The organism is Pantoea sp. CS_6 (genome assembly GCF_041954745.1).
GTDB classification, from domain to species: Bacteria; Pseudomonadota; Gammaproteobacteria; order Enterobacterales; family Enterobacteriaceae; genus Pantoea; species Pantoea stewartii.
The window spans coordinates 314,037-338,014 of sequence record NZ_JAVAYG010000004.1 but is presented as its reverse complement, the minus strand read 5'-3'; the positions used below and the strand labels follow the sequence as shown (position 1 = coordinate 338,014).

At 55.7% G+C, this 23,978-nt stretch carries 23 protein-coding genes and 1 riboswitch; of the genes, 11 read left to right on the top strand and 12 right to left on the bottom strand.

Annotated features, from left to right (window positions below; all coding sequences use genetic code 11):
* Nucleotides 1–17 precede the first annotated feature (17 nt).
* On the bottom strand, nucleotides 18–1,235 hold the full coding sequence (locus tag RAC90_RS08770; protein ID WP_375124241.1) for a multifunctional CCA addition/repair protein: 1,218 nt from the start codon (nucleotides 1,233–1,235) through the stop codon (nucleotides 18–20).
* 159 nt (nucleotides 1,236–1,394) lie between these two features.
* Nucleotides 1,395–2,015: a TIGR04211 family SH3 domain-containing protein gene (locus RAC90_RS08765; RefSeq protein ID WP_006118202.1), complete on the bottom strand. Its 621-nt coding sequence runs from the start codon at nucleotides 2,013–2,015 to the stop codon at nucleotides 1,395–1,397.
* A 264-nt stretch (nucleotides 2,016–2,279) separates the two neighbouring features.
* On the opposite strand from RAC90_RS08765, the gene RAC90_RS08760 reads away from it, so the two are divergent.
* From RAC90_RS08760 to hldE, 3 genes are all read left to right on the top strand, one after another.
* Nucleotides 2,280–3,590: an inorganic triphosphatase gene (locus RAC90_RS08760; RefSeq protein WP_375124240.1), complete on the top strand. Its 1,311-nt coding sequence runs from the start codon at nucleotides 2,280–2,282 to the stop codon at nucleotides 3,588–3,590.
* Nucleotides 3,591–3,619: 29 nt separating this feature from the next.
* On the top strand, nucleotides 3,620–6,472 hold the full coding sequence (gene glnE / locus RAC90_RS08755; protein ID WP_375124239.1) for a bifunctional [glutamate--ammonia ligase]-adenylyl-L-tyrosine phosphorylase/[glutamate--ammonia-ligase] adenylyltransferase: 2,853 nt from the start codon (nucleotides 3,620–3,622) through the stop codon (nucleotides 6,470–6,472).
* A 61-nt stretch (nucleotides 6,473–6,533) separates the two neighbouring features.
* Nucleotides 6,534–7,958: a bifunctional D-glycero-beta-D-manno-heptose-7-phosphate kinase/D-glycero-beta-D-manno-heptose 1-phosphate adenylyltransferase HldE gene (gene hldE, locus RAC90_RS08750; RefSeq protein WP_033739825.1), complete on the top strand. Its 1,425-nt coding sequence runs from the start codon at nucleotides 6,534–6,536 to the stop codon at nucleotides 7,956–7,958.
* Between the two features lie 38 nt (nucleotides 7,959–7,996).
* Here the strand turns inward: hldE and RAC90_RS08745 are convergent, their stop codons facing one another.
* Nucleotides 7,997–8,335 (bottom strand): accessory factor UbiK family protein, encoded by a 339-nt coding sequence (locus RAC90_RS08745; RefSeq protein ID WP_006118198.1) that lies wholly within the window; start codon nucleotides 8,333–8,335, stop codon nucleotides 7,997–7,999.
* A 171-nt stretch (nucleotides 8,336–8,506) separates the two neighbouring features.
* Nucleotides 8,507–8,655, top strand: a riboswitch (FMN riboswitch).
* 110 nt (nucleotides 8,656–8,765) lie between these two features.
* Here RAC90_RS08745 and ribB point away from each other — a divergent pair.
* Nucleotides 8,766–9,422, top strand: a complete 657-nt coding sequence (gene ribB / locus RAC90_RS08740; protein WP_006118197.1) for a 3,4-dihydroxy-2-butanone-4-phosphate synthase — start codon at nucleotides 8,766–8,768, stop codon at nucleotides 9,420–9,422.
* Nucleotides 9,423–9,604: 182 nt separating this feature from the next.
* Entirely contained in the window at nucleotides 9,605–10,387 is a 783-nt protein-coding gene (gene ygiD, locus RAC90_RS08735; RefSeq protein ID WP_054687032.1) for a 4,5-DOPA dioxygenase extradiol, read from the top strand.
* A gap of 40 nt (nucleotides 10,388–10,427) precedes the next feature.
* Here the strand turns inward: ygiD and RAC90_RS08730 are convergent, their stop codons facing one another.
* The 3 genes from RAC90_RS08730 to tolC form a co-directional block, all read right to left on the bottom strand.
* Nucleotides 10,428–11,588, bottom strand: coding sequence for a glutathionylspermidine synthase family protein (locus RAC90_RS08730; RefSeq protein ID WP_006118195.1), 1,161 nt, complete (start codon nucleotides 11,586–11,588; stop codon nucleotides 10,428–10,430).
* 8 nt (nucleotides 11,589–11,596) lie between these two features.
* The gene (locus RAC90_RS08725; protein ID WP_033739822.1) at nucleotides 11,597–12,265 is read right to left on the bottom strand and encodes a DUF1190 family protein; all 669 of its coding nucleotides are present in this window, start codon (nucleotides 12,263–12,265) and stop codon (nucleotides 11,597–11,599) included.
* A gap of 142 nt (nucleotides 12,266–12,407) precedes the next feature.
* On the bottom strand, nucleotides 12,408–13,880 hold the full coding sequence (gene tolC, locus RAC90_RS08720) for an outer membrane channel protein TolC (RefSeq protein ID WP_006118193.1): 1,473 nt from the start codon (nucleotides 13,878–13,880) through the stop codon (nucleotides 12,408–12,410).
* A gap of 211 nt (nucleotides 13,881–14,091) precedes the next feature.
* Between tolC and nudF the strand changes: the two genes are divergently transcribed.
* The 5 genes from nudF to parE are packed head-to-tail and all read left to right on the top strand — an operon-like array spanning nucleotide 14,092 to nucleotide 18,548.
* Nucleotides 14,092–14,727 (top strand): ADP-ribose diphosphatase, encoded by a 636-nt coding sequence (gene nudF, locus RAC90_RS08715; RefSeq protein ID WP_375124247.1) that lies wholly within the window; start codon nucleotides 14,092–14,094, stop codon nucleotides 14,725–14,727.
* A complete protein-coding gene (locus RAC90_RS08710; RefSeq protein ID WP_006118191.1) occupies nucleotides 14,724–15,149 on the top strand; it encodes a DUF1249 family protein in 426 nt (141 codons plus the stop codon). Before nudF ends, RAC90_RS08710 begins: the two co-directional genes overlap by 4 nt.
* A gap of 42 nt (nucleotides 15,150–15,191) precedes the next feature.
* Nucleotides 15,192–16,019: a 3',5'-cyclic-AMP phosphodiesterase gene (gene cpdA, locus RAC90_RS08705; RefSeq protein ID WP_033739819.1), complete on the top strand. Its 828-nt coding sequence runs from the start codon at nucleotides 15,192–15,194 to the stop codon at nucleotides 16,017–16,019.
* Nucleotides 16,020–16,022: 3 nt separating this feature from the next.
* Nucleotides 16,023–16,604: an esterase YqiA gene (gene yqiA, locus RAC90_RS08700; RefSeq protein WP_039342135.1), complete on the top strand. Its 582-nt coding sequence runs from the start codon at nucleotides 16,023–16,025 to the stop codon at nucleotides 16,602–16,604.
* A 48-nt stretch (nucleotides 16,605–16,652) separates the two neighbouring features.
* Entirely contained in the window at nucleotides 16,653–18,548 is a 1,896-nt protein-coding gene (parE, locus tag RAC90_RS08695; RefSeq protein ID WP_375124238.1) for a DNA topoisomerase IV subunit B, read from the top strand.
* Between the two features lie 65 nt (nucleotides 18,549–18,613).
* Here the strand turns inward: parE and RAC90_RS08690 are convergent, their stop codons facing one another.
* Both RAC90_RS08690 and RAC90_RS08685 read right to left on the bottom strand, forming a co-directional pair.
* A complete protein-coding gene (locus RAC90_RS08690) occupies nucleotides 18,614–18,922 on the bottom strand; it encodes a putative quinol monooxygenase (protein ID WP_033739815.1) in 309 nt (102 codons plus the stop codon).
* 31 nt (nucleotides 18,923–18,953) lie between these two features.
* Nucleotides 18,954–19,535, bottom strand: a complete 582-nt coding sequence (locus RAC90_RS08685) for an NAD(P)H-dependent oxidoreductase (protein ID WP_033739814.1) — start codon at nucleotides 19,533–19,535, stop codon at nucleotides 18,954–18,956.
* 175 nt (nucleotides 19,536–19,710) lie between these two features.
* On the opposite strand from RAC90_RS08685, the gene RAC90_RS08680 reads away from it, so the two are divergent.
* Nucleotides 19,711–20,460, top strand: a complete 750-nt coding sequence (locus tag RAC90_RS08680) for a transporter substrate-binding domain-containing protein (RefSeq protein WP_006118186.1) — start codon at nucleotides 19,711–19,713, stop codon at nucleotides 20,458–20,460.
* Nucleotides 20,461–20,747: 287 nt separating this feature from the next.
* On the opposite strand, the gene RAC90_RS08675 is transcribed toward RAC90_RS08680, so the two are convergent.
* The 4 genes from RAC90_RS08675 to RAC90_RS08660 all read right to left on the bottom strand — a co-directional run bounded on the left by RAC90_RS08675 (nucleotide 20,748) and on the right by RAC90_RS08660 (nucleotide 23,973).
* On the bottom strand, nucleotides 20,748–21,608 hold the full coding sequence (locus RAC90_RS08675) for a ketose-bisphosphate aldolase (protein ID WP_006118185.1): 861 nt from the start codon (nucleotides 21,606–21,608) through the stop codon (nucleotides 20,748–20,750).
* Nucleotides 21,609–21,694: 86 nt separating this feature from the next.
* Complete coding sequence (locus tag RAC90_RS08670; RefSeq protein WP_033739812.1) at nucleotides 21,695–22,546, bottom strand: class II fructose-bisphosphate aldolase; 852 nt, start codon at nucleotides 22,544–22,546, stop codon at nucleotides 21,695–21,697.
* Between the two features lie 9 nt (nucleotides 22,547–22,555).
* The gene (locus tag RAC90_RS08665; RefSeq protein ID WP_039342140.1) at nucleotides 22,556–23,647 is read right to left on the bottom strand and encodes a PTS fructose transporter subunit IIC; all 1,092 of its coding nucleotides are present in this window, start codon (nucleotides 23,645–23,647) and stop codon (nucleotides 22,556–22,558) included.
* Between the two features lie 11 nt (nucleotides 23,648–23,658).
* Nucleotides 23,659–23,973, bottom strand: coding sequence for a PTS fructose transporter subunit IIB (locus RAC90_RS08660; RefSeq protein WP_006118182.1), 315 nt, complete (start codon nucleotides 23,971–23,973; stop codon nucleotides 23,659–23,661).
* Between the last annotated feature and the right edge of the window lie 5 nt (nucleotides 23,974–23,978).

The window sequence follows — 23,978 nt, the reverse complement described above, 5'->3', positions numbered from 1 at the left end:
CCAGGTCACTGGCCGCGTTAACCTCTGCCTTCGGCAACGGCGTCGATGCGGCGCCGCGTCAGCTCTTCCCGCACCGCACTCCCTTTAAAGCCCGCCTCAACCACCGCTTTCGATGACACGGCCTGCGCCCGCGCAAATGCGTGTCGCAGATAGTCACCCTGTGGATACGGCATGCTGGCGAGCCCACCGCGCCCACGGGCATCGGCTTCGCTACACAGCGCCAGTTGATGCACGCGTTCAGGCTTACGCCAGGCGTCGAGACGGTCAAATAACGCCACAATCGCCTCAGAAGGCAACTGCTCAATAGTGTGCATCGTGTCGTGGAATTCGGTTACCAGCAGGGCTAAATCGCGAATGGCATTCGGCACGCGCAAACGCTCACAGAGTGCGGCAACCAGCGGCACACCGGCGGGGCCATGACCGCGATGGCTGGGCCACTTTTCAACGGGCGTTAACGCTTTGCCTACATCGTGAAACAGCGTGGCAAAACGTACATCAATGGCCTCACTTAAGGCGGCGGACAGCGTCAATGCCATCAGCGTATGCACGCCCGTGTCAATTTCAGGATGCCATCTGGCGGGGGCGGGGATGCCATAAAGGTTATCGATTTCCGGGAACAGCACCTTCAGGGCACCGCAGTCACGCAGCACCTGAAAATAGACCTGAGGATTATGCGAGGACAGCGCTTTTTCGGTCTCTTTCCAGACGCGCTCAGCGGTAAGATCGGCCAGCTCGCCGCTCTCGACCATTTGCCGCATCAGCGCCTGGGTTTCATCGGCAATGCGAAAGTTAAGGTGGGCAAAGCGCGCAGCAAATCGCGCCACGCGCAGCACGCGCAGCGGATCTTCACTAAAGGCTTCTGAAACGTGGCGCAGCAGTCGGTCAGCAATATCCTGTTGCCCATGGTAGGGATCATAGAGCGTGCCGTTTTCATCGCGGGCGATAGCGTTGATCGTCAGATCGCGGCGTTGTAAATCCTGCTCCAGGGTGACGTCCGGGGCCGACCAGGTGGTAAAACCGGTATAGCCTTTGCCGTTTTTGCGTTCGGTGCGCGCCAGTGCATATTCTTCGCGGCTGTCAGGATGCAGAAACACCGGAAAATCGCGGCCCACCTGCTGATAGCCCTGTTCCAGCATGCTTTCTGGCGTTGCGCCCACGACCACCCAGTCTTTGTCTTTAACCGGCAATTTCAACAACGCATCACGTACCGCACCGCCAACAAGAAACGTCTTCACGCACCACTCCAGAGATAAATAAGCGACCTGTGCGTCTGCGGGCGTCCTGCACCTGAATTCAGACGGGCACAACCCTTATTGTTACACAAATTCGACATATTGCAGACAGGCCAAAAAGGGCATCTTGCGATCCCCTTTTGCAGCGAGCGGTGGAAAAGGTTAGTTCATCCAGCGATCGTTTTTCTTACGACGCGGCACCATATGCGGCAGCAACAGACCCAGCAGCAGGCCCACGCCGAGCACGCCGCCACCGTACATAAACCACTGCATGATGATCGTGCGCTGTTTGTCATCCAACTGAACGTTAGCGGCATTGACCTTCTTCTGGGCCACGATCAGTTCGTTCTTCAGCTTCTGATTTTGCTCTTTCAGCCCATTGATGACGCTGTCGCTGCTGGCCACTTTATTCTGCATCTCGGCCGTGCGCTGGTTCCAGCTGTTGTCAATGTTCGCTAACTTAGCCGTCAGGTCTTTAACCTGTTGTTCTAACTGAGGCACCCGGGTGCGCAGGCTGGGATTTTCACTCAACTGCGACAGGGGAATCCAGACGGTGCGGCCTTCCGCATCGCGCACCTGGCCATATTTGGTGGCGTCATTGGTTTGTAGCAGTTCGACCTGTTCACCCGCGTTCAGCTTACCGAGCAGGCGAAACTGGTCGCCGGGGCCGCTGCGAACCCAGGTGGATAATTCGTCAGAAACATAGCGTTTTTGATCGGCATGAGCAGGTGTAAGGGCGCTGAGGGCCAGCAAAGTGATTCCAGCAAGTGTGATTTTTTTCATTCGATTTCGTTTTGTTTAAAAATAAAGATAATTTACCGGCACAGTCTGTAGAGGCTTCGCATAAATCTGAATGAGAACTATCCTGGTCTCATAACAGTGCGAAAAGGCGAGCGAAAGCAGAAAGAAACCAGAGACAGCAAGGCTTCTGTGCATTACTCTTCGCCTGAAAACCCGCATCTTCGGCTCAGTGGATGCAGCAGAAGATAACCTTAAACGGGCAGGGAATATATCCTCAAGTGCCAGCGACGTAGTGAATAAAAAAATATGACCATCGAGATTGAGCTTAAGTTCATTGCAAAACCCAACGCTGCCGGGAAACTGGCAGAGAAGCTGGCGGCTTTTCCGCATCAGCATCAGGCAGCGCGCCAGCTGACCAATATCTATTTTGAAACCGACGATAACCAGTTACGTCGGTGGAACATGGGCTTACGTATTCGCGGCGTGGACCAGCGCTACGAAATGACGCTGAAAACGGCCGGCAGTACGCTGGGCGGTTTACATCAGCGCGGCGAATACAACGTTGACCTGACGGAACCTACGCTGGATATCAGCCGTCTGCCCGCCGACATCTGGCCAGAGGGAACGGATATCGCGGCCTTGCAGCAGCGCCTGAACCCGCTGTTCAGCACGCATTTTGACCGTGAAATCTGGCTGGTGACGGCAGGTAAGAGCGAAGTGGAAATCGCGTTCGATAAAGGCGAGGTCGCGGCCGGTGAGCATCAGGAAGCGCTGTCAGAAGTCGAACTGGAGTTAAAAAGCGGTGAGCGCAGCGATATGCTGGCGTTTGCGCAGCAGCTGATTGCCGTGGGCGACCTGCGTATGGGCAGCCTGAGCAAAGCGGCACGCGGCTATCAGCTGGCGAAAGGTAACCTTCCACGTGAATTACGTGCTTTTCCGCTTTTGAAAGCCGGGCCGAAGGCGACGGTGGAAGCTGGCATGGTGGCGGCAATGGCCGCTGGCCTGGAGCACTGGCAATATCATGAAGAAGTGTGGTTACGGGGCAATAAGCGCGCGCGGGAATCAGTACGTGAAGCGCTGGACGTGCTGCGCCAGGCCTTTGCGCTCTTTGGTGCGTTAGTGCCGCGTAAGGCCAGTAGCGATCTGCGTCAGAAGCTGACGACGCTGGAAGAAACGCTGCTGAATGAAGACGTGGATGCAGACAGCTTCTGCTTCTCTACTCGCTCCGTAGAAACCCAGTTAGCACTTACTCACTGGCTGGCTGAGGCACAATGGACGCCGTGGATTGATCAGAAGGGGCAAGCCAAGCTGCAAGGTTCCTTCAAGCGCTTCGGCGATATCATGCTGGGCCGCATTAATGCCGATCTGAAAGAAACCTTTGCCACCATTCATCAGGCGAATGAATATCAGGACAAAGCCACGCGTCTCTATCGACAATTACTGGCCGTTCATTTGCTGGCGGGCGCTTACTCGCCGGACGCGGTAGAGCACTGGCTGGCCCCGTGGCAGCAGCTACAGCGCGCCATACACGAAAAGCAGCACGTCAGCTTAGACGGCTTAACCGCGCAGGCAATGAAACAACCGCCGTTCTGGTTAACCAGCGGCTCGCCGCGCTGAATCTAACAGCACGCTATCAGGGAGAGAACATGTTGCCAGCCTTACCTACCGTATTGCGTACTCAGGCCGAGCGGGCGGTCAAACAGTCAGGTCTTACCGGTTCTGCTCTTACGGAAGAGCAACTTGCCGGTCTGGCCTTCAGCGATTTCGTGCTCGACAACCTGCAGCAGAACCCGGACTGGTGGCAGGCGATCGCTGACCGCTCGCCTCAGCCTGAAGAGTGGCGGCACTATGCGCAGTGGCTGAGTGGTGACATGGCGGCGGCAGACAGCGAAGCCAGTCTGATGCGCGTGCTGCGCCTGTTTCGGCGTCGGATGCTGGTGCGCATTGCCTGGATGCAGTGCCTGCATCACGCCAGCACAGAACAGACGTTGCAACAGCTGAGTGTACTGGCGGAGGTCCTGATCAGTGCGGCGCGTGACTGGGTTTATCAGGACTGCTGTCGTGAGTTAGGCACGCCCTGTAATGCCGCGGGTGAGCCTCAGCCGCTGCTGATCCTGGGCATGGGAAAACTGGGCGGCGGCGAGCTGAATTTCTCCTCTGATATCGATTTAATTTTTGTCTGGCCCGAGAACGGCAGTACCCGTGGCGGTCGGCGTGAACTCGACAATGCGCAATTTTTTACCCGTATGGGGCAGCGCCTGATCAAGGTGCTCGATCAGCCCACCGCGGACGGGTTTGTTTACCGGGTGGATATGCGTTTACGGCCCTTTGGGGACAGTGGGCCGCTGGTGATGAGCTTTGCCGCGCTGGAAGATTATTACCAGGAGCAGGGGCGCGACTGGGAACGCTATGCCATGGTGAAAGCCCGACTGATGGGCGATGATCAGGATCGCTGGAGCCAGGAGTTGCAGCAGATGCTGCGGCCGTTTGTCTATCGCCGCTACATTGATTTCAGCGTGATTCAGTCGTTACGTAACATGAAGGCGATGATCTCACGTGAAGTGCGCCGCCGTGGCCTGAAAAATAACATCAAGCTGGGGGCGGGCGGCATCCGCGAAACGGAGTTTATCGTCCAGGTCTTTCAACTGATTCGTGGTGGACGTGAGCGCTCGCTTCAGCTCAGAGCCTTGCTGCCCACGCTTTCCGCCATTGAATCCCTGGGCTTACTGCCACCGGAGCAGGTTGCTGCACTGCGCGAGGCCTACCTGTTTTTGCGGCGGCTGGAAAACCTGCTGCAAAGCCTGGCCGATGAACAAACGCAAACGCTGCCGGAAGATGCCCTGCACCGCGCCCGACTGGCTTGGGCGATGCAGTGTCAGGACTGGTCAGAACTTAGCGCAAAACTGGATACGCACATGGCCGCCGTGCGGGCAATCTTTGACGAGCTGATCGGTGAAGATTCGCCGGATGTTGGCGATCAACCGGAGCTGGCCGATTTTAATATGCTCTGGCAGGACAGTCTGGAAGACAGCGAGCTGGCCCCGCTGGTTCCTCAACTGGACGCGGAACACTGTCAGGCGCTCAATCAGGCACTGGAAGCGTTTCGTCAGGATATCAGCCGCCGTTCTATTGGTCCGCGCGGCCGTCAGGCACTGGATCAGCTGATGCCGCGCCTGCTGAGCGAAGTCTGTCTGCGCAGCGATGCGGCCGTCACCTTTAGCCGGCTGGCACCGCTGCTGCTCAGCGTGCTGACGCGCAGTACCTATCTGGAGCTGCTGACGGAATATCACGGAGCCCTGCGGCACCTGATCCGTCTGTGTGCAGCCTCGCCGATGGTGGCAAGCCAGCTGGCGCATTATCCGCTGCTGCTGGATGAGCTTCTCGATCCCGCCACGCTGTATCAGCCCACCGCGACGGATGCCTATCGTGATGAACTGCGCCAGTACCTGATGCGCATTCCCGCCGACGATGAAGAGCAACAGCTTGAAGCGTTACGCCAGTTTAAACAGGCGCAGATGTTACGCATCGCGGCAGCCGACATCGCAGGGACGTTGCCAGTGATGAAAGTGAGCGATCACTTAACCTGGCTGGCCGAAGCCATCATTGAATCGGTGGTGCAACAGGCCTGGAATATGATGGTGCAGCGTTACGGTCGGCCTTCGCATCTGGTGCAGGAGCACGAGCGGGGCTTTACCGTGCTGGGCTATGGCAAGCTGGGTGGATGGGAGCTGGGTTACAGCTCCGATCTTGATCTGGTTTTTCTGCACGACTGCCCGCTGGACGCGGTGACCCAGGGCGAACGCAGCATTGACGGCCGACAGTTTTATCTGCGGCTGGCCCAGCGCATCATGCACCTGTTTAGCACCCGCACCTCGTCCGGGATTTTGTACGAAGTGGATGCGCGCCTGCGTCCTTCCGGTGCGGCGGGCATGCTGGTCAGCACGTTTGACGCTTTTGATGACTATCAACGTAACGAAGCCTGGACGTGGGAACATCAGGCGCTGGTGCGTGCCCGGGTTGTCTTCGGTGAGCCCGCCCTGAGCGAACGTTTCAACGCCATTCGCCGGGCGATTCTCTGCCTGCCCCGTGAACCGGTGGCGTTGCAAACCGAGGTCAGGGAGATGCGTGATAAAATGCGCGCGCATCTGAGCAATAAGCATAAAGGGCGCTGGGAGATCAAAACCGACGAAGGCGGCATTACGGATATCGAGTTTATTGCCCAATATCTGGTACTGCGCTATGCCGCAGCAGAGCCTGCCTTAACGCGCTGGTCGGACAATGTGCGGATCTTTGAACTGATGGCAAACCATCAAAAAATGGCAGACGACGAAGCGGCGGCGTTAACCCATGCCTATGTCACGCTGCGCGATGCCTTGCACCATCTGGCGCTGCAGGCGCTGCCGGGACACGTCGAACCGGATGCCTTTGCGCAGGAAAGAGCGTCGGTCAACGCCAGCTGGCAGCGGTGGTTGCAGTCAGCAGAATCTCTCACGGCGTGATGCTGATAGCAACTGTGCTATCATCCGCGCACTATTTTGAATGCAGTCTGGAGTGTCTGGAATGAAAGTTACTCTGCCCGCGTTCGGCCAGGCTTCGGTACTGGTCGTTGGCGATGTCATGTTGGATCGTTACTGGTATGGCCCTACCAGCCGTATTTCCCCTGAAGCCCCGGTGCCGGTGGTGAAAGTGGAGACCGTTGAAGAACGCCCTGGCGGCGCCGCTAACGTGGCGATGAATATTGCTGCGCTGGGTGCCGGTTCACGGTTGATCGGGCTGACCGGTGAGGACGATGCGGCTCAGGTCCTGAGTAAAACGCTGAAGGACGTTCGTGTTGACTGCGATTTTGTCACGTTAAAAAGCCATCCGACGATCACCAAACTGCGTGTGCTGTCCCGCAACCAGCAGCTTATCCGCCTGGATTTTGAAGAGGGTTTTGAGCAGGTTGATGCCGCACCGATGCACGAAAAAATGCGCCAGTCGCTGGCCAGCAGTGGCGCGGTGGTGTTGTCGGATTACGGCAAAGGGGCGCTCGACAGCGTTCAGCAGATGATCACTCTGGCGCGTGAAGCCAGTGTGCCCGTCCTGATCGATCCGAAAGGCACCGATTTTGCCCGCTATCGCGGCGCGACGCTGCTGACGCCCAACCTGTCGGAATTTGAAGCTGTTGTCGGTAAATGCAGGACGGAGCAGGAAATTGTTGAACGCGGCATGAAACTGATTGCCGATTGCGACCTTTCCGCGCTGCTGGTCACGCGTTCTGAGAATGGCATGTCGCTGCTACAGCCGGGGAAAGCGCCGCTGCACTTGCCCACGCAGGCACAGGAAGTGTTTGACGTTACCGGCGCCGGGGATACGGTGATTGGTGTGCTTGCTGCTGCTCTGGCGGCGGGGGATTCGCTGGAAGAAGCCTGTTTCCTGGCCAACGCGGCAGCCGGTGTGGTGGTGGGTAAACTGGGAACCTCAACCGTCAGCATCGTGGAACTGGAAAACGCCATTCATGCCCGTCCGGAGCGCGGTTTTGGCATCATGACCGAAGCGGAACTGAAAGAGGCCGTCGCTATGGCCCGTCAGCGCGGCGAAAAAGTGGTCATGACCAACGGCGTCTTCGACATTCTGCATGCCGGTCATGTTTCCTACCTCGCAAACGCCCGTAAACTGGGCGATCGCCTGATTGTGGCGGTAAACAGCGATGCGTCGACGAAACGTCTTAAAGGCGACAGCCGTCCGGTGAATCCGCAGGAAAACCGGATGATCGTGCTGGGTGCGCTGGAAGCCGTAGACTGGGTCGTGCTGTTTGAAGAAGATACGCCGCAGCGTTTGATCGCCAGCATATTACCGGATTTACTGGTGAAAGGCGGGGATTACAAGCCAGAAGACATTGCAGGCAGTAAGGAAGTCTGGGCGAATGGCGGTGACGTGCGGGTGCTGAACTTTGAAGATGGCATTTCAACCACCAATATCATTAAAACCATTCGCGGCAACTGAGTCGTGATGGCGGGAGCCTGCGCTCCCGCCAGCCAGCATCACTCGCCGGATTTATCCGCAGGGTTCGCCGCCGGGACAATCGCCGGTGCCGGGCCTGGCGTGGTGGGCACCGCGGGTGCAGACGATGCGGTCCCGGTTCCTTTGCTTTCCAGCTGGGCCAGACGTTGTTCCAGCGCCGCCAGTTTTTCCCGCGTACGCAGTAAAACCTGAGTCTGTACATCAAACTCTTCACGGTTGACCAGATCCATGCGGGTCAGCTGGGCCTGCAGAGTCTGCCGTATTTTCTTTTCAACATCATCGCCAAATTCACGAACTCCCTTCGGCAGCGCGTCATGAACCTGACGGGCAATTTGTTCAATTTTTTTCGTGTCGATCATGATGATTTCCTGGTTACGGGTTGCTGTGGCAGCATTTTACCAACGCTAGAGTCACTTAAGTGTAATGCCTGAATTGAAAAGGTTAAACCTGAAATCCATAGCGCAAAAAAAGCTAAAGCAATAATGGCTTTGTGGATTGCTGCCCTGACGGGGAAACGTTATAGTTAAAACGCTTATTCTCAGGGCGGGGCGAAATTCCCCACCGGCGGTAAATCAGCCCAGGCTGAAAGCCCGCGAGCGCTTCGCCGTAATGGTGAAGGTCAGCAGATCCGGTGTAATTCCGGGGCCGACGGTTAAAGTCCGGATGGGAGAGGGTAACGACATCTGTCAGGCATTATGTCTGTTTTGCGTCATTGCTACGTCTTTACGACGTCACTCCTAAGCTTGCCCTGATTCTGGTAACCCAACACATTTATAAGGTTTTATTACCATGAATCAGACTCTACTTTCTGAATTTGGCACGCCGAAACAGCGTGTAGAACGTGCTATCGCAGCCTTACGCGAAGGCCGTGGTGTTATGGTTCTCGACGATGAGAATCGCGAAAACGAAGGTGACATGATTTTCGCCGCGGAGACCATGACCGTGGAGCAGATGGCGTTAACCATTCGTCACGGCAGCGGTATCGTTTGTCTGTGCCTGACTGAAGAACGTCGCCAGCAACTGGCGCTGCCGATGATGGTGGAAAACAACACCAGCGCCTACGGCACCGGTTTCACCGTGACGATTGAAGCGGCAAAAGGCGTAACCACCGGCGTATCTGCTCAGGATCGTATTACCACTATCCGTGCCGCGATTGCCGATGACGCAAAACCTGAAGATTTAAACCGTCCGGGTCACGTCTTCCCGCTGCGTGCCCATGATGGCGGCGTTCTGACGCGCGGTGGCCACACTGAAGCCACTATCGATCTGGTGACGCTGGCAGGCTTCAAGCCCGCAGGCGTTCTGTGTGAACTGACCAACGACGACGGTTCCATGGCGCATGCGCCGGAAGTGATCGCGTTCGCGAAACAACACGCCATGCCCGTCGTCACCATCGAAGATTTGGTAGCCTACCGTCGCGAACACGAAACGCGTCAGGCCAGCTAGTTTTCGTCTTAATCAGGCCAGTTCTCTGGCCTGATCGTCTCGCCTTGTCCTGTCTGTACGCTTCCTCAGTCCCTGCCATTTTTATTCAAAATTTCTGACAGAGAACATCATGCTTATCCGCGTGATCACGCCGGTAAAAAGCGTATCGTGGTGTTCACAGAATGAACACATCAAGGATCACTATGAGTCAGGTTCGCATGCCGGCGCTGTTTTTGGGACACGGCAGCCCAATGAATGCCTTAGAAGAAAACCGCTATACCGCTGCCTGGCGTAAAGCCGGTGAAACCCTGCCACGGCCACGTGCGATTCTGGCGGTTTCGGCTCACTGGTACACACAGGGAACTGCCGTAACGGCGATGGACAATCCACGCACTATTCACGATTTTGGCGGCTTTCCTCAGGCGCTTTTTGATACCCGTTATTCCGCGCCGGGCTCACCCGCACTGGCGGAAGAGATTGCAGAACGGTTATCCCCGGTGCCGGTTCATCTGGATCACGCATGGGGATTGGATCATGGCTCGTGGGGCGTGCTGATTAAGATGTATCCCGACGCAGATATCCCGGTCGTCCAGCTCAGTATTGACAGCGGCAAGCCCGCCGCCTGGCATTTCGGGATGGGAAGAAAGCTGTCTGCGCTGCGCGATCGCGGCGTGATGATCGTCGCCAGCGGTAACGTGGTGCACAACCTGCGTAAAGTTCTCTGGGGCGGTGGCGAAGCTTACAGTTGGGCGACGGGGTTCAATAACTTCGTGCGGGACAATCTGGCGGTGCAGGCCGAGGCGGATGCACATCCGTTGGTGAGTTTTATGCAGCATCCGGATGCGGCCTTATCCAACCCGACGCCGGAACACTTCCTGCCATTGCTGTATGTGCTGGGTTCCCGTCACGCAGATGAGCCTGTGACCGTTCCGGTGGAAGGTATGGAGATGGGCGCAATCAGTATGTTGTCGGTACAGGTCGGTTAACGCGTAAGACAGGCCAGCGAACTGGCCTGGAGATAAAAGGCTATTCAATGAAGGCGTGCGGATAGAAACGCGACAGATCCTGCGTGATCAACTCCCGATCTTCCCGCAGGCCAATACCGGCCGGTTGATCGTCGATGAGCCAACTGCCAATCAGCGTATAACTGTCACCAAATTTTGGCAGCGGATGGAACTGCTGCACAATCATGCCTTCTTCGCCGTATGGACCATCCACCCGGGCGATCTCTTTGCCGTTTTCCACGATACGAATGTTAGCGCCTTCGCGGGAGAACAGCGGTTTGACCACATACTTGTCCATAGGCGGCACGTCGTCTTCAGCAAACCAGGCAGGCAGCAGGTTGGGATGATTGGGAAACATCTGCCACAGCATTGGCAATAACGCTTTGTTTGACAGAATGCTTTTCCAGGCGGGTTCAAGCCACCGCACGCCCGCATCCGCCAGCTTGGTCGAAAACATTTCGCGCAGCATAAATTCCCACGGGTAAAGCTTAAACAGATTACTGATCACCTGATCGTGCGGGTCAGTAAACTGGCCTTTCTCACCCAGCCCTATCTCATCAATATAGAGAAATTCGCTGGGTAAGCCGGCTTCCGTGGCGCAGTCCTGCAGGTATTGCACCGTGCCGCGATCTTCCTCGGTATCCCGGCAGCAGGCAAAGTGCAGCCAGTTAAAGCCGTGCTGCTGATGCAGCACCGTGAAGCGATCGATAAGCTTTTCCTGCAGGCTGTTAAACTGGTCGCTGCCAGGCGGCAACTGGCCCGCATTCAGCTGGTCTTCCAGCCACAGCCACTGGAAAAACGCCGCTTCATACAGCGAGGTCGGTGTATCGGCGTTGTTTTCCAGCAGTTTGGCATCGCCTCGGCCATCCCACGCCAAATCGAGACGGGAATAGAGTGAAGGCTGACGCTGATTCCACGAGTCACGCACGAAGTCCCAGGTATGTTTTGGAATACGGAAGCGGGTAAGCAGGGCTTCACTGTTTACCACTTTTTCCACCACCTGCAGACACATCTGATGAAGTTCGGCGGTCACCTCCTCCAGATAGTCGATTTGCGCCAGGGTAAACTGATAGTAAGCATCTTCGCACCAGTAGGGCTCACCGTGCATGGTGTGAAAACGAAAACCAAACTCTGTGGCTTTTTCCCGCCAGCCCGGACGCTCAGAAATCGCGATACGTTGCATAAACGGTATTAGCCTCCCAGCGAACGACTGGAGGTCCCGGAAGCACTGCTGCGCTGCATCGCGTTTTGTTTCGCAACCGTTTCGCCAAAACCACCACGTGTGATGGTGGAGGTGGTGGTCGGTTTCGGCGCCAGGGCAGTTTTGGGCACGTTCATGGTTTTACCTGGGGTGGCATTACCGTAGTTACGGCCAGAGGCATCCACGAACTGACCGTTTGCCGGGCTGTTGGGGGTTTTCGGTGAGAACAACGGTTGCTGGGCAAAGCCCGCGCCACCGCCCATCATGCGCCCCATCATGTAGCCTGCCATTAACGGCATCCAGAAGCTGCCACTTTGCTGCGCTTCGGCATTCGTACTGCCTGTGCCCGCCTGTGCCGGTGCCTGCTGGCACTGGTTTTCACCAAATTCGGCGACACAGTCTTCACGTGTCGCGTATTTTGGCGCGGTGCGTTCAGCTTCCTTTTTAGCGTTGTTAAACGCGGTGGTGCACTGCGCACTTTGTCCCGGATTGGCTTTTGAACAGTCGTCCGCGTTTTGATAAAGGGTGACGGTTTCGTCGTTTTGCTCACAACCTGCCAGCATAAATACCGCTGAAACAGCGATAGCAACAGGCGTTAAGTGTCTTGCTTGCCAGCTCTTACGAAAGGCGGCATAGCGGATCGTTTTAGTCCGTTTCATTATAAATATCCTGTGCCCAAAGGTAGTGCATAGAATAGGGGATGAGTGGTGAGAAATGAAGCTAACGGCCAGGCAGGACGGGGATCTTTACGTAGTTATACGTTTTGCAGAGAGGCGGGCCGCAAAGCAGCCCGCAACAGGCTTAGTGACTGAACGGATTACGGCTGCTCTTATGTGCGGCCTTATGTACGGGGGCCGGTGCTGGTGCCGTTTCGGAAGTGGAGATGTGATCTTCACCCAGCACCTGCTGTACATTTTGTGGCTGAACCGTTTCCGGCGAGGTTGAGATTTCTTTACCTAACTGACTGTTAAGCACACCCAAACTCTGCTCGTTCAGCGTGCCCAGGGCATAGCTGATATTCAACTGGTTAATCAGATAGCTGTAACGCGCATCCGACAACTGCTGCTTAGCGTTATAAAGCGTTGATGTCGCATTCAGCACGTCAACGATGGTACGGGTTCCCACCTGGTAACCGGCTTCCATCGCGTCTAATGAACTTTGTGCGGATACCACGGCTTGTTTGTAAGCGGCAATGCTACTTGCTGACGCATTGACGTTGTTGTAAGACGAGCGCACGGTCTGCACGGCTGAACGGTGCGCGGCTTCCAGCTGCTCACTGGCGCTGACAAAGTTGTATTGCGCCTGTTTCACCTGCGAGGTCACGCTGCCACCGCTGTAAAGCGGCAGGGTAAAGCTCAGGCCCACTTTGTTGTTGCCGGTGATGGAATCTGTCGAGCTGGCATTTTGCTCAGCACGGCTTCCGCCGTATTTGCTGTTGGACAGGCCAGTCGAGGCGGTCAGATCCAGCGTCGGTAAATGGCCCGCCTCCGCTGAACGGATTTGCTCACGGGCTAAGTCCTGGTTCAGACGGGCAGAAAGCAGGTTCAGGTTGCGGCTTTCAGCCTGCTTAAGCAGCGAGTTAACCGCTTCAGGTTTAGTGGTTTTGAAGCGATCAATATCCAGCGACGCCAGCGCCAGGTAATCCATACCGGTAATCTGACGCAGAGACTCCACTGCGTTGTCCAGGTCATTACGCGCGGTCACTTCATTCGCCAGGACACTGTCGTACTGCGCGCGGGCGTTCTGCACGTCGGTGATGGCGACCAGGCCCACGTTGAAGCGCTGGGTCGTTTGATCCAGTTCGCGATAAATCGACATCTTCTGCGCTTCGACGTAAGAAAGCGTATCAATGGCTTTCAGCACATTGAAGTAGGCCGTCGCGGTGTTCAGAATCAGATCCTGCTGGGCGACCTGGTAGGTCACATCCTGAATACCGGCTGCTTTTTCCTGCAGCGTCAGCGCACGCCATTTTGACATATCGAAAATGGTTTGCGTCAATTGCAGCGAGCCACTGGTGGTATTGGAGTGAATACCGCTACTATCACGGTAGCCGTTTGCGTAGGTATAGTCTGCACCCAAACCCAGTTGGGGTAATAAAGGACTGCGCGCTTCGTTAATTTTCTCGAACGCCGCATCACGCGTCGCCGCAGAGCTACGCAGATCAGGGTTGCTTAAACGCGCTTGCTGGTAAACCTGAAGCAGGTTTTCCGCCTGGCTGGCGAAGCTGAAACCGCCCAGGCTCAGCCCAATAAAAAATGGGAGCAGTTTTTTCATTTGCATTCCTTTTGTTGCAGCAAATCGCAGTGACTGTGCCGCCTGTAAGCCAAAAATTATCGCAGATTCTAGCAGAGGGCAACTGTGAGATAAGGTGGCTGAACGTGCCATATTTGTGTGTTTCAGGTAAATAACTCAGTAATAACCCTTTGGATGGCATCTGGGCTTGTGTTTTATCTGTGTTATCCCAATCTGCATAAGGAACTTAATGATGAAGGACAATAAAACATCACCTGTGACTTTCACAAAAAATGATGTAGAAATTATTGCACGAGAAACCGCGTACGAGGGTTTTTTTTCCATTGTGCGTTATCGCTTTCGTCATCGGTTGTTTAATGGCCAAATGAGCCGGGAAGTGACGCGTGAAGTTTTTGAGCGCGGTCATGCCGCTGTGCTGCTACCTTATGATCCCGTCCGTGATGAAGTGGTGCTGATTGAACAGGTCCGCATCCCGGCTTTCGATTGCAGTCCCACGCCCTGGCTGCTGGAAATGGTGGCAGGCATTATTGAACCGGGTGAAACCCCGGAGCAGGTGGTGCGCCGTGAAGCCGTCGAAGAAGCGGATCTGACGGTTGGCCGGGTCAAACCGGTGCTGAACTACCTGGCCAGCCCCGGCGGCACCAGCGAACGGTTATCGGTAATGGTCGGAGAAGTGGATGCCAGCCAGGCAAAAGGATGCCATGGTCTGGAGGAAGAGAATGAGGATATTCTTGTCCATGTGGTCAGTCGTGAACAGGCTTACCATTGGGTGGAACAGGGGATTATTGATAACGCGGCATCTGTCATCGCCTTGCAATGGCTGGCACTGCACCATAAAAAACTTCGAGAAGAGTGGACGCAAAAATGAAACAGCGCTATATCCCTGATTTCCCCGAGATGATGAGGCTGTGCGAAACCAATTTCGCCCAGTTACGTCGTCTGCTACCACGTGATGACGCAGCAGGCGCATCGGTGATCTATCAGGTGAGTGGCGCCCGCTACCAGGTAACCGTTGAGGAATCAACGCGTTATACTACCCTGGTCGATATCCGTCAGACAGCCCCAGCCGTAAGTTACTGGAGCCTGCCGTCAATGTCTGTCAGGCTGTATCATGACGCGATGGTGGCTGAAGTGTGTTCGACACAGCAGATCTATCGGTTCAAAGCACGTTATGATTATCCGAATAAAAAAATGAATCAGCGTGATGAGAAGCATCAAATCAATCAGTTTCTTGCTGACTGGTTACGTTATTGCCTGACGCACGGCGCGATGGCAGTACCGGTTTGCTGATGCGTATAATGCACTGAATGGCGTAGAGACGAAGGAAACGCTTTGGATAGCCTGCTAACTCTTCCTGCGACAACAGAATCTGAGGTTCGGATTCTGCAAGTAACGGACACGCATTTGTTCGCAGGAAAACACGAATCCCTGCTGGGGGTGAATACCTGGGCCAGTTATGACGCGGTACTGGATGCGATAATCGCGCAGCAGCGTGATTATGATCTTATCGTTGCCACCGGCGATCTCTCTCAGGATCACTCAGTCGAAGCCTATCAGCATTTTGTTGAGGGCATTTCGCGCCTGCCTAAACCTTGCGTCTGGCTGCCGGGGAATCATGATTTTCAACCTGCGATGGTCGATACGCTGGCAGAGGCCGGCATTAACGCACACAAGCATGTGCTGTTAGGCGATCACTGGCAGGTTGTTCTGCTGGACAGCCAGGTCTTCGGCGTGCCCCATGGCATGTTAAGTGACTACCAGCTTGAGTGGCTGAATACCACGCTTGCCCGTTATCCGCAGCGCCATACGCTGGTGCTGTTGCACCATCATCCTTTAGCGTCGGGCTGCACCTGGCTTGATCAACACAGCCTGCGCAATCCGCATCAGTTAGACGCCGTGTTGCAGCACTATCCGCTGGCAAAAACGCTGGTCTGCGGCCATATTCATCAGGAAATGGATGTACCGTGGCAGGGTCGCCGTGTGCTGGCAACGCCGTCGACCTGCGTGCAGTTCAAACCGCACTGTACCAGCTTTACCATCGATACCGTTGCGCCCGGCTGGCGCTGGTTTACGCTGCACAATGACGGTCAGCTTGAGACCGAAGTCAACCGACTCACCACACAGGCTTTTCGCCCCGATCTGGATGCTGAAGGATATTAACGGATGAAGGCGCTGCTTTATCTGCACGGCTTTAACAGCTCACCGCGTTCAGCAAAAGCGACGTTGTTTAAACAGTGGCTGAGCCAGCATCATCCCGATATCGAGATGATTGTGCCGCAGTTGCCCACGTTTCCTGCGGATGCGGCAGCTATGCTGGAAGATATTGTGCTCAGCCACAGCGGACGACAGTTGGGCCTCGTCGGTTCTTCGCTGGGCGGCTACTACGCCACCTGGCTGTCACAATGTTTTATGCTGCCGGCGGTGGTGGTCAATCCCGCCGTTCGCCCGTTTGAGTTGCTGGTGGATTTTTTGGGTGAAAATCAGAATCCCTACACCGGTCAGCAATATGTGTTAGAGTCTCGCCACATTTACGATCTGAAAGTGATGCAGATTGATCCGCTGGAAGCGCCTGATTTATTGTGGTTGCTGCAACAAACCGGCGATGAAGTGCTCGACTACCGCCAGGCACTCGACTATTACAGCGCGTGCCGTCATACGGTTGAAGAGGGCGGAAATCATGCATTTACTGGATTCGAGCGCCATTTCCCGCAAATTCTGGACTTTCTGGGCCTGAATCACGCTTGAGCAACGTGGAAATCGCAACCATTTTCTTCATCTAATCAGACAGTTACCATGAGTCAATCAAGCTATAATGCGGGTGACATTGAGGTCCTGACTGGCCTTGAGCCGGTTCGCCGTCGCCCGGGAATGTATACCGATACGACGCGCCCTAACCACCTGGGTCAGGAAGTCATTGATAACAGCGTCGATGAGGCACTGGCGGGCCATGCCAAACGGGTAGAGGTGATTTTGCATGCCGATCAGTCGCTGGAAGTCATCGACGACGGGCGCGGCATGCCGGTGGACATCCACCCGGAAGAAGGCGTTCCGGCTGTTGAACTCATTTTGTGCCGGCTGCACGCGGGCGGTAAATTTTCCAATAAAAACTACCAGTTTTCCGGTGGCCTGCACGGCGTCGGGATTTCGGTGGTTAATGCCCTGTCCAAACGCGTTGAAGTGAATGTGCGCCGTAACGGCGAGATCTACACTATCGCCTTTGAAAATGGTGAAAAGGTGCAGGATCTGACCGTCACCGGCACGGTTGCCAAACGCAACACCGGCACCAGCGTCCATTTCTGGCCGGACGAACACTTCTTTGACAGCCCGCGTTTCTCGGTTTCCCGCTTATCTCACCTGCTGAAAGCGAAAGCCGTGTTGTGTCCGGGTGTCGAAATCGTCTTTAAAGACAAGCTCAACAATACCGAGCAGCGCTGGTGTTACGAAGATGGCCTGACAGATTATCTGGGTGAAGCCGTAAACGGCCTGCCGACGCTGCCGGAAAAACCGTTTGTGGGTGCCTTTGCAGGCGATATCGAAGCGGTGGACTGGGCGTTACTGTGGCTGCCGGAAGGCGGTGAGCTGTTGACCGAAAGCTATGTGAACCTGATCCCGACCATGCAGGGTGGGACACACGTTAATGGTCTGCGCCAGGGCCTGCTGGACGCCATGCGCGAGTTTTGCGAATACCGCAATATCCTGCCGCGTGGCGTGAAGCTGTCCGCCGAGGATATCTGGGAGCGCTGTGCCTATGTGCTGTCGGTCAAAATGCAGGATCCACAGTTTGCCGGTCAAACCAAAGAGCGCTTATCTTCACGCCAGTGCGCCGCCTTCGTGTCAGCCGTGGTCAAAGATGCCTTCAGCCTGTGGCTGAACCAGAACGTGCAGGCGGCAGAACAGCTGGCAGAGCTGGCGATTTCCAGCGCCCAGCGCCGGATGCGCGCGGCGAAGAAGGTCGTGCGTAAAAAGCTGACCAGCGGCCCGGCGTTGCCCGGAAAACTGGCAGACTGTACAGCACAGGATCTGAATAAAACCGAACTGTTCCTGGTGGAAGGGGACTCGGCGGGCGGTTCAGCCAAGCAGGCACGCGACCGCGAATACCAGGCGATCATGCCGCTTAAAGGCAAGATCCTGAACACCTGGGAAGTCTCGTCGGATGAAGTGCTGGCTTCACAAGAGGTGCACGATATCTCTGTGGCGATCGGTATCGATCCCGACAGCGAAGATCTGACGCAGCTGCGCTACGGTAAGATCTGTATTCTCGCCGATGCCGACTCAGATGGGCTGCACATTGCCACGCTGCTCTGCGCGCTGTTCGTGAAGCACTTCCCCACGCTGGTGAAAAACGGCCACGTTTATGTAGCGATGCCGCCGCTTTATCGTATCGATCTGGGCAAAGAAGTCTATTACGCGCTGGATGAAGACGAGAAAGAGGGCGTACTGGAGCAGTTAAAGCGTAAGAAGGGCAAACCGAACGTTCAGCGCTTTAAAGGGCTGGGTGAAATGAACCCGCTTCAGTTACGTGAAACCACGCTCGATCCGAATACCCGCCGTCTGGTTCAGCTTACCGTCAGTGACGACGATATTGAGCAGACGCTGCGGACGATGGACATGCTGCTGGCGAAGAAGCGTTCTGAAGATCGCCGCAACTGGTTACAGGAAAAAGGCGACAAGGCCGATATCGAAGTCTGAGTCGGTTACCCGCTGCAAAAAGCCCCGGCCTGTACCGGGGCTTTTTCGTGTCAGCGTTGCAGAAATTACTGGCCGGGTTCCAGCACCAGAATTTTTACGTCTGTCACGTATTCTTTAATGGCAGCGCGATGGGCTTCCATATGCGGCATTTGCTGATGCTGGTCGAGATGACGCAGGGTTTCCCACTGCTCCAGCATGAAAATCGAATCGGGTGAGTTGTGTTTCCACGGCACCTGCGCCTGATGATCGACCAGCGCGCTGTACTGATGGCAGCCTTCTTCTTCCAGCACGGTCGGAATCACCTGATGAAACGCCTCTAGTACTTTCTGACGGTAGCCTGGCTTCACACAAATTTCAGCAACGACGGTTAACATTCACGTTTCCTCTTTCGGGGGGAAAGTCTATTTAAGCAAAAATTTCGCTGAGATGCGCTCGATAACGTGCAATATCCCGCGGCACATCAGGCTGCTTTATCACGTCGTTACAGATGAACGTCGGTAAGGCTTCCATTCCCAGGAACTGATTAGCCTTGTGAAAATGCAGGTACAGGCCATCCACGCCGACGCCTTCGAAGAATTGCTCAGGATCGGTAAAGGCTTCCAGCGGAGCGTTCCAGGTCAGGGAAAGCATATATTTTTTGCCCTGAAGCAGGCCGCCAGAACCGTATTTTTTCTCGCTGTCTGAACGTGTGCGACCATCGCTGGCATACAGCTTGCCGTGGCCTTCCGTAAAGACTTCGTCAATATAACGTTTCACGGTCCAGGGTTCGCCCATCCACCAGCCTGGCATCTGATAAATCACGACATCGCTGTCGAGATATTTTTGGATCTCATCTGCCACAACATAGTCACTGTCGGCGACGGTAACGGTCACCTCATGGCCCAGATCGCGCAACTGGCTGGCGGCCACGTCGGTCAGCGTATGATTCAGTTCACCTTTAGAATGGGCGAAAGTTTTACCACCATCGATAATTAGAATGTTGCTCATTAAGCGCGTCTCCCGTATGCGTTTATGGGGAGTAGCTTAGGCCGCGACGCGCGGGAGAAAAATGCGAGAATGATCACAACACTTTTGCGATTAGCGCAATAACCCGTAAGGTTATGTCACCATAACGGCGCAAACTCACCTCCGAAAAAAAAGAATGATGAAGAAAACACTCATAATGACTTTACTGCTGGTGGCTGGCGGTGCTCAGGCCCAGTCACGTCTGGACAGCGTGCTCAATACCAAAACCCTGAAAGTCTGTACGACCGGGGACTACAAGCCCTACAGCTTTCTGAAACCCGATGGCCACTATGAAGGGCTGGATATCAGCATGGCGGAGTCGCTGGCGGCGTCACTGGGAGCAAAAGTGCAATGGGTACCTACCACCTGGAAAACCCTGATGCAGGACTTTTTAGCGAAACAGTGTGATATTGCACTGGGTGGCGTATCGGTTACGCTGAAGCGCCAGCAAACCGCCTGGTTTGCTCAGCCGCTTGGCGTGGACGGCAAAATTCCGCTGGTGCGCTGCGCGGATAAAACGAAGTATCAAACGGTTGACCAGCTAAATAAACCTGGCGTCCGGTTAATCGAACCCGCGGGCGGGACGAACGAAGCCTTTGTGCACAGTTATCTTCCTCAGGCGGCGTTAACGCTGTTTCACGATAACGTCACCATTTTCCAGCAGTTAGTGGATAACAAAGCCGATGTGATGATTACCGATGCCTCAGAGGCGCTGTATCAGCAAAAACGCTTTCCTTCCCTGTGCGCACTCAACCCGGATAAACCGCTTCAGTATGGCGAGAAGGCCTATATGCTTCCGCGTGATGATATGAGCTGGAAACAGTATGTCGATCAGTGGCTACACCTGAGCACGGCCACGGGAGAATATGCGAAGATTGCGCAGCAGTGGATGGGCGTGATGAAGTAATCATGTTTTGTGCGCTCAGTTTTTTTTGCAGCGGTGCACACGCCATCCGACAGGGTTTCTGAGCGGGCGTCCTCACGCCGCTGTCGCGGTTGCCTTCATGTCGCGCTTCAGCCTGATGGACCGACGGAGACGATACAGCCTGTACCGACTCCGTATTTTGCCCGCGTCCTGCGGGCAAATCCTGGTTTTATCGCTCTGTTCAGCGCTGCGGATTGCCTGCTCCGACTTCCTGTCAGATGGCTTTGAAACGCCACGGTTCGGTTGTCTGAATCAAAAAGCGAAGATGCTTAATACAACGACGCTTTACCCAGCCCACCAAACAAATTCATCTTGTAGCGAATGACCGCTTTTGCCGCCTCAATCGCTTCGGGATAAATTACGTTCGGATCCCACCAGGTTTCACGGGTTAACACTTCACGCACTTTCTGGAAATAGGCATATTTCATGTCGCTGGAGATGTTGATTTTACCCACGCCCAGCGTCACCGCCTCGGCCACTTCGGCATCGGGATTCGCCGAGCCGCCATGCAGCACCAGTGGAATGGAAACGCGCTGTGAAATGTCGCGCAGGATATGCATTTGCAATTCCGGTTTCATATCTTTGGGATAGATACCATGCGCGGTGCCGATGGCGACCGCTAAGGTATCCACGCCGGTTCGCTGCACAAAGTCTTCGGCCTGAGCCGGGTCGGTGTAGATCACTTTGCTCACGCCGCCTTCCACGGTCGTCCCGGTATCGCCAATCGTCCCCAGTTCGCCCTCAACCGACACGCCCACCGCATGGGCCAGTTTCACCACCTCTTTCGTCAGCGCCACGTTTTCTTCATAAGGCAGCAGGGAACCGTCAATCATCACCGACGTGAAACCGCACTGAATAGCGCGCAGCACATGGGCCACCGATGCACCGTGATCCAGGTGCAGCGTAAACGGCACGCTGCTTTTCAGTGTGCGCTCCCGCACATAGCCAAAAAATGCATCGGTGACGAATTCCAGTTCACTGGGATGAATCGAGATAATGGCCGGGGTTTGAGTGGCTTCGGCTTCTTCCACGACCGCGCGGATAAAACAGCTGTCAGCGACATTGAAGGCGCCAATCGCAAAGCGATGTTGACGGGTGGGTCTTAACATCTCTTTCATAGAAATCAACATGTTAAATCTTCCTCAGCTTGTTTTATGACAAAGGGTTGCCCTGCGCTGACGTTCAGAGACGCGCACCGGGTTACAGCAGAAAGCCATCAGGCCTGACGGGCGGAGCCAGACCAGCTCAGATAGTCACTGACGACTTCACAACAGGCGGACTCCATCAGGGCGAGTAAGTCCGGCAGTTCGGTGGTGGGAGGGTGTTTAAGCGCCTGGTGCAGCGCCTGTTTACCGGCTTCAAATACCGCCGCGCCAACGTTAATCTTGGCGACGCCGTGCTGACTGACGCGCCGAATATCGTCCGCTGGCGTGCCACTGCCGCCGTGAAGCGCCAGCGGGCGCGATGAGGCCGCGTGCAGGTCTGCCAGACGCTGGAAATCGATTGTCGGCTGCACCCCAGCGGGATAAAGCCCATGCGCGGTGCCAACCGAAACCGCGAGCAGATCGATATGAGTCTGCTCAAGAAACGGCAGGACATCCGCCACCTGGGTCATTTTGACCGCCGCGTCGGCCAGCGCGTAGGTGGGCGCATCGGCGATATGGCCCAGTTCACCTTCGACGCAAACCCCGGCGGTGTGGGCCATGTCGACCACGCGGGCCGTCTGACGAATATTTTCGGCCAGCGGCTCCGCCGAAGCATCGATCATCAGCCCGGTAAAGCCTGCGCGAAAGGCCTGGCCAATCAGCGGAAAGGCCTTGCCATGATCGAGCGCCAGCGCGATTGGTACGCTGGCCTCTGCCGCCAGCGCCTGCACCAGCGGCACCGCGATGGCTGGCGGAAAATGACGGCTATGGCCTTGATACACATTCAGTATCAGGGGCGCACGCTGCTGCTCCGCCGCCTTAACCGCCGCCCGGGCACTTTCCAGGTTGAAGCAATTGATGGCCAGAACGGCATATTTTTTCTGCGCAGCCTGGCTTATCAGGTCGTTCATTGCCGCGTACATACTCACTCCTTATTCCAGTGTGAATTTAATGTCGTCGTCGCGAACGGTGTGATCTTCCACGTCGTCAAACTCTTCGTCGGCTTCAGTGACGGGCTTTTTCAGCAGCGAAAGCATGACGCCACAGATCGTGGTGCCGATACCGAGCGCCAGGCAGAACAACCCGGGTTTGGTGAACAGCGGTACGACAAACATGCCGCCGTGAGGCACCGGCGCTTCCACGCCCCAGACCATGATCAGGCCACCGGCAACGGCTGAGGCAACCACACAACTCCCGACGACCCGGAACAGATCGCGTGCGGCAATGGGGATCACACCTTCGGTGATCATGCAGATCCCCATCGGGAAGGCCGCTTTCAGGGCTTCTTTTTCCGCGCGGGTATACTTATGGCGCGTGAGCAGCCAGGAGAGCGTGATGCCAAAGGGCGGGATCATCGAACCGGCAAATTTGACCGCTTCCGGCCCGTAAATGCCGTCCACCAGCATGCCATCCGCAAACAGCGACATGGTTTTATTGACCGGCCCGCCGAAGTCAAAGGTCGCCATCGCCCCCAGAATCGCCCCCATGATGAACTTAGAGCCCCCCTGCATTGATTCCAGCAGGGCGATCAGCGCCTTTTGCAGCCAGACAATGGGCTGACCGATAAACGTCATCATGAGCAGCCCGGCAATGATGGTGCTCAGTACGGGCAAGACCATTATCGGCATCAGCCCCTGCATCGATTGTGGCAACCGGATACTGCGCCGCAGCAGAATCACCGTGTAACCCACCAGGAAGCCACCCAGGATGCCACCGATAAAGCCGGTGCCAATCTGTCCGCAGATAAACCCGACGATCAAACCCGGCGCGAAGCCCGGCCTGTCGGCAATCGAGTAAGCGATAGCCGCACTGATCAACGGGACGATTAAGCCCATGCCCCAGCCACCGATCTGGTTCAGCATCCAGGCGATCGTACCGGGATGTTTACCCACATCGGGCCCGCCAATCACCTGACCCAGCGCAATGCAGATCCCGGCGGCGACAATCAGCGGGATCATCCAGGAAATCCCGGTTAACAGATGGCCTTTGATCGCTGGCCCGTACTGGCTTTTGTTAGCGTTCATTGTGGATCTCCTCAGGCACGCGCCAGTGAATCCGCCACTTTTTCCAGAAACTTGATGGGCGACTTGATCACCACTTCGGTTTTCACCCGCACGATCGGTTTGCCACGAAAACGTTCCTCGCCGGTGATCTTCACGTCCACCGCCAGGATCACCACGTCGGCTGCCGCTATCGTTTCGGCATCCAGGGCGTTTTCTGTCCCGATGGTGCCCTGCGTTTCCACATGGATGGTGTGGCCAAGGGCGTGAGCGCCTTTGATCATTTTTTCACGCGCAATGTAGGTATGCGCGATGCCCGCCGTACAGGCGGCAACACAGACAATGTTCATGATTA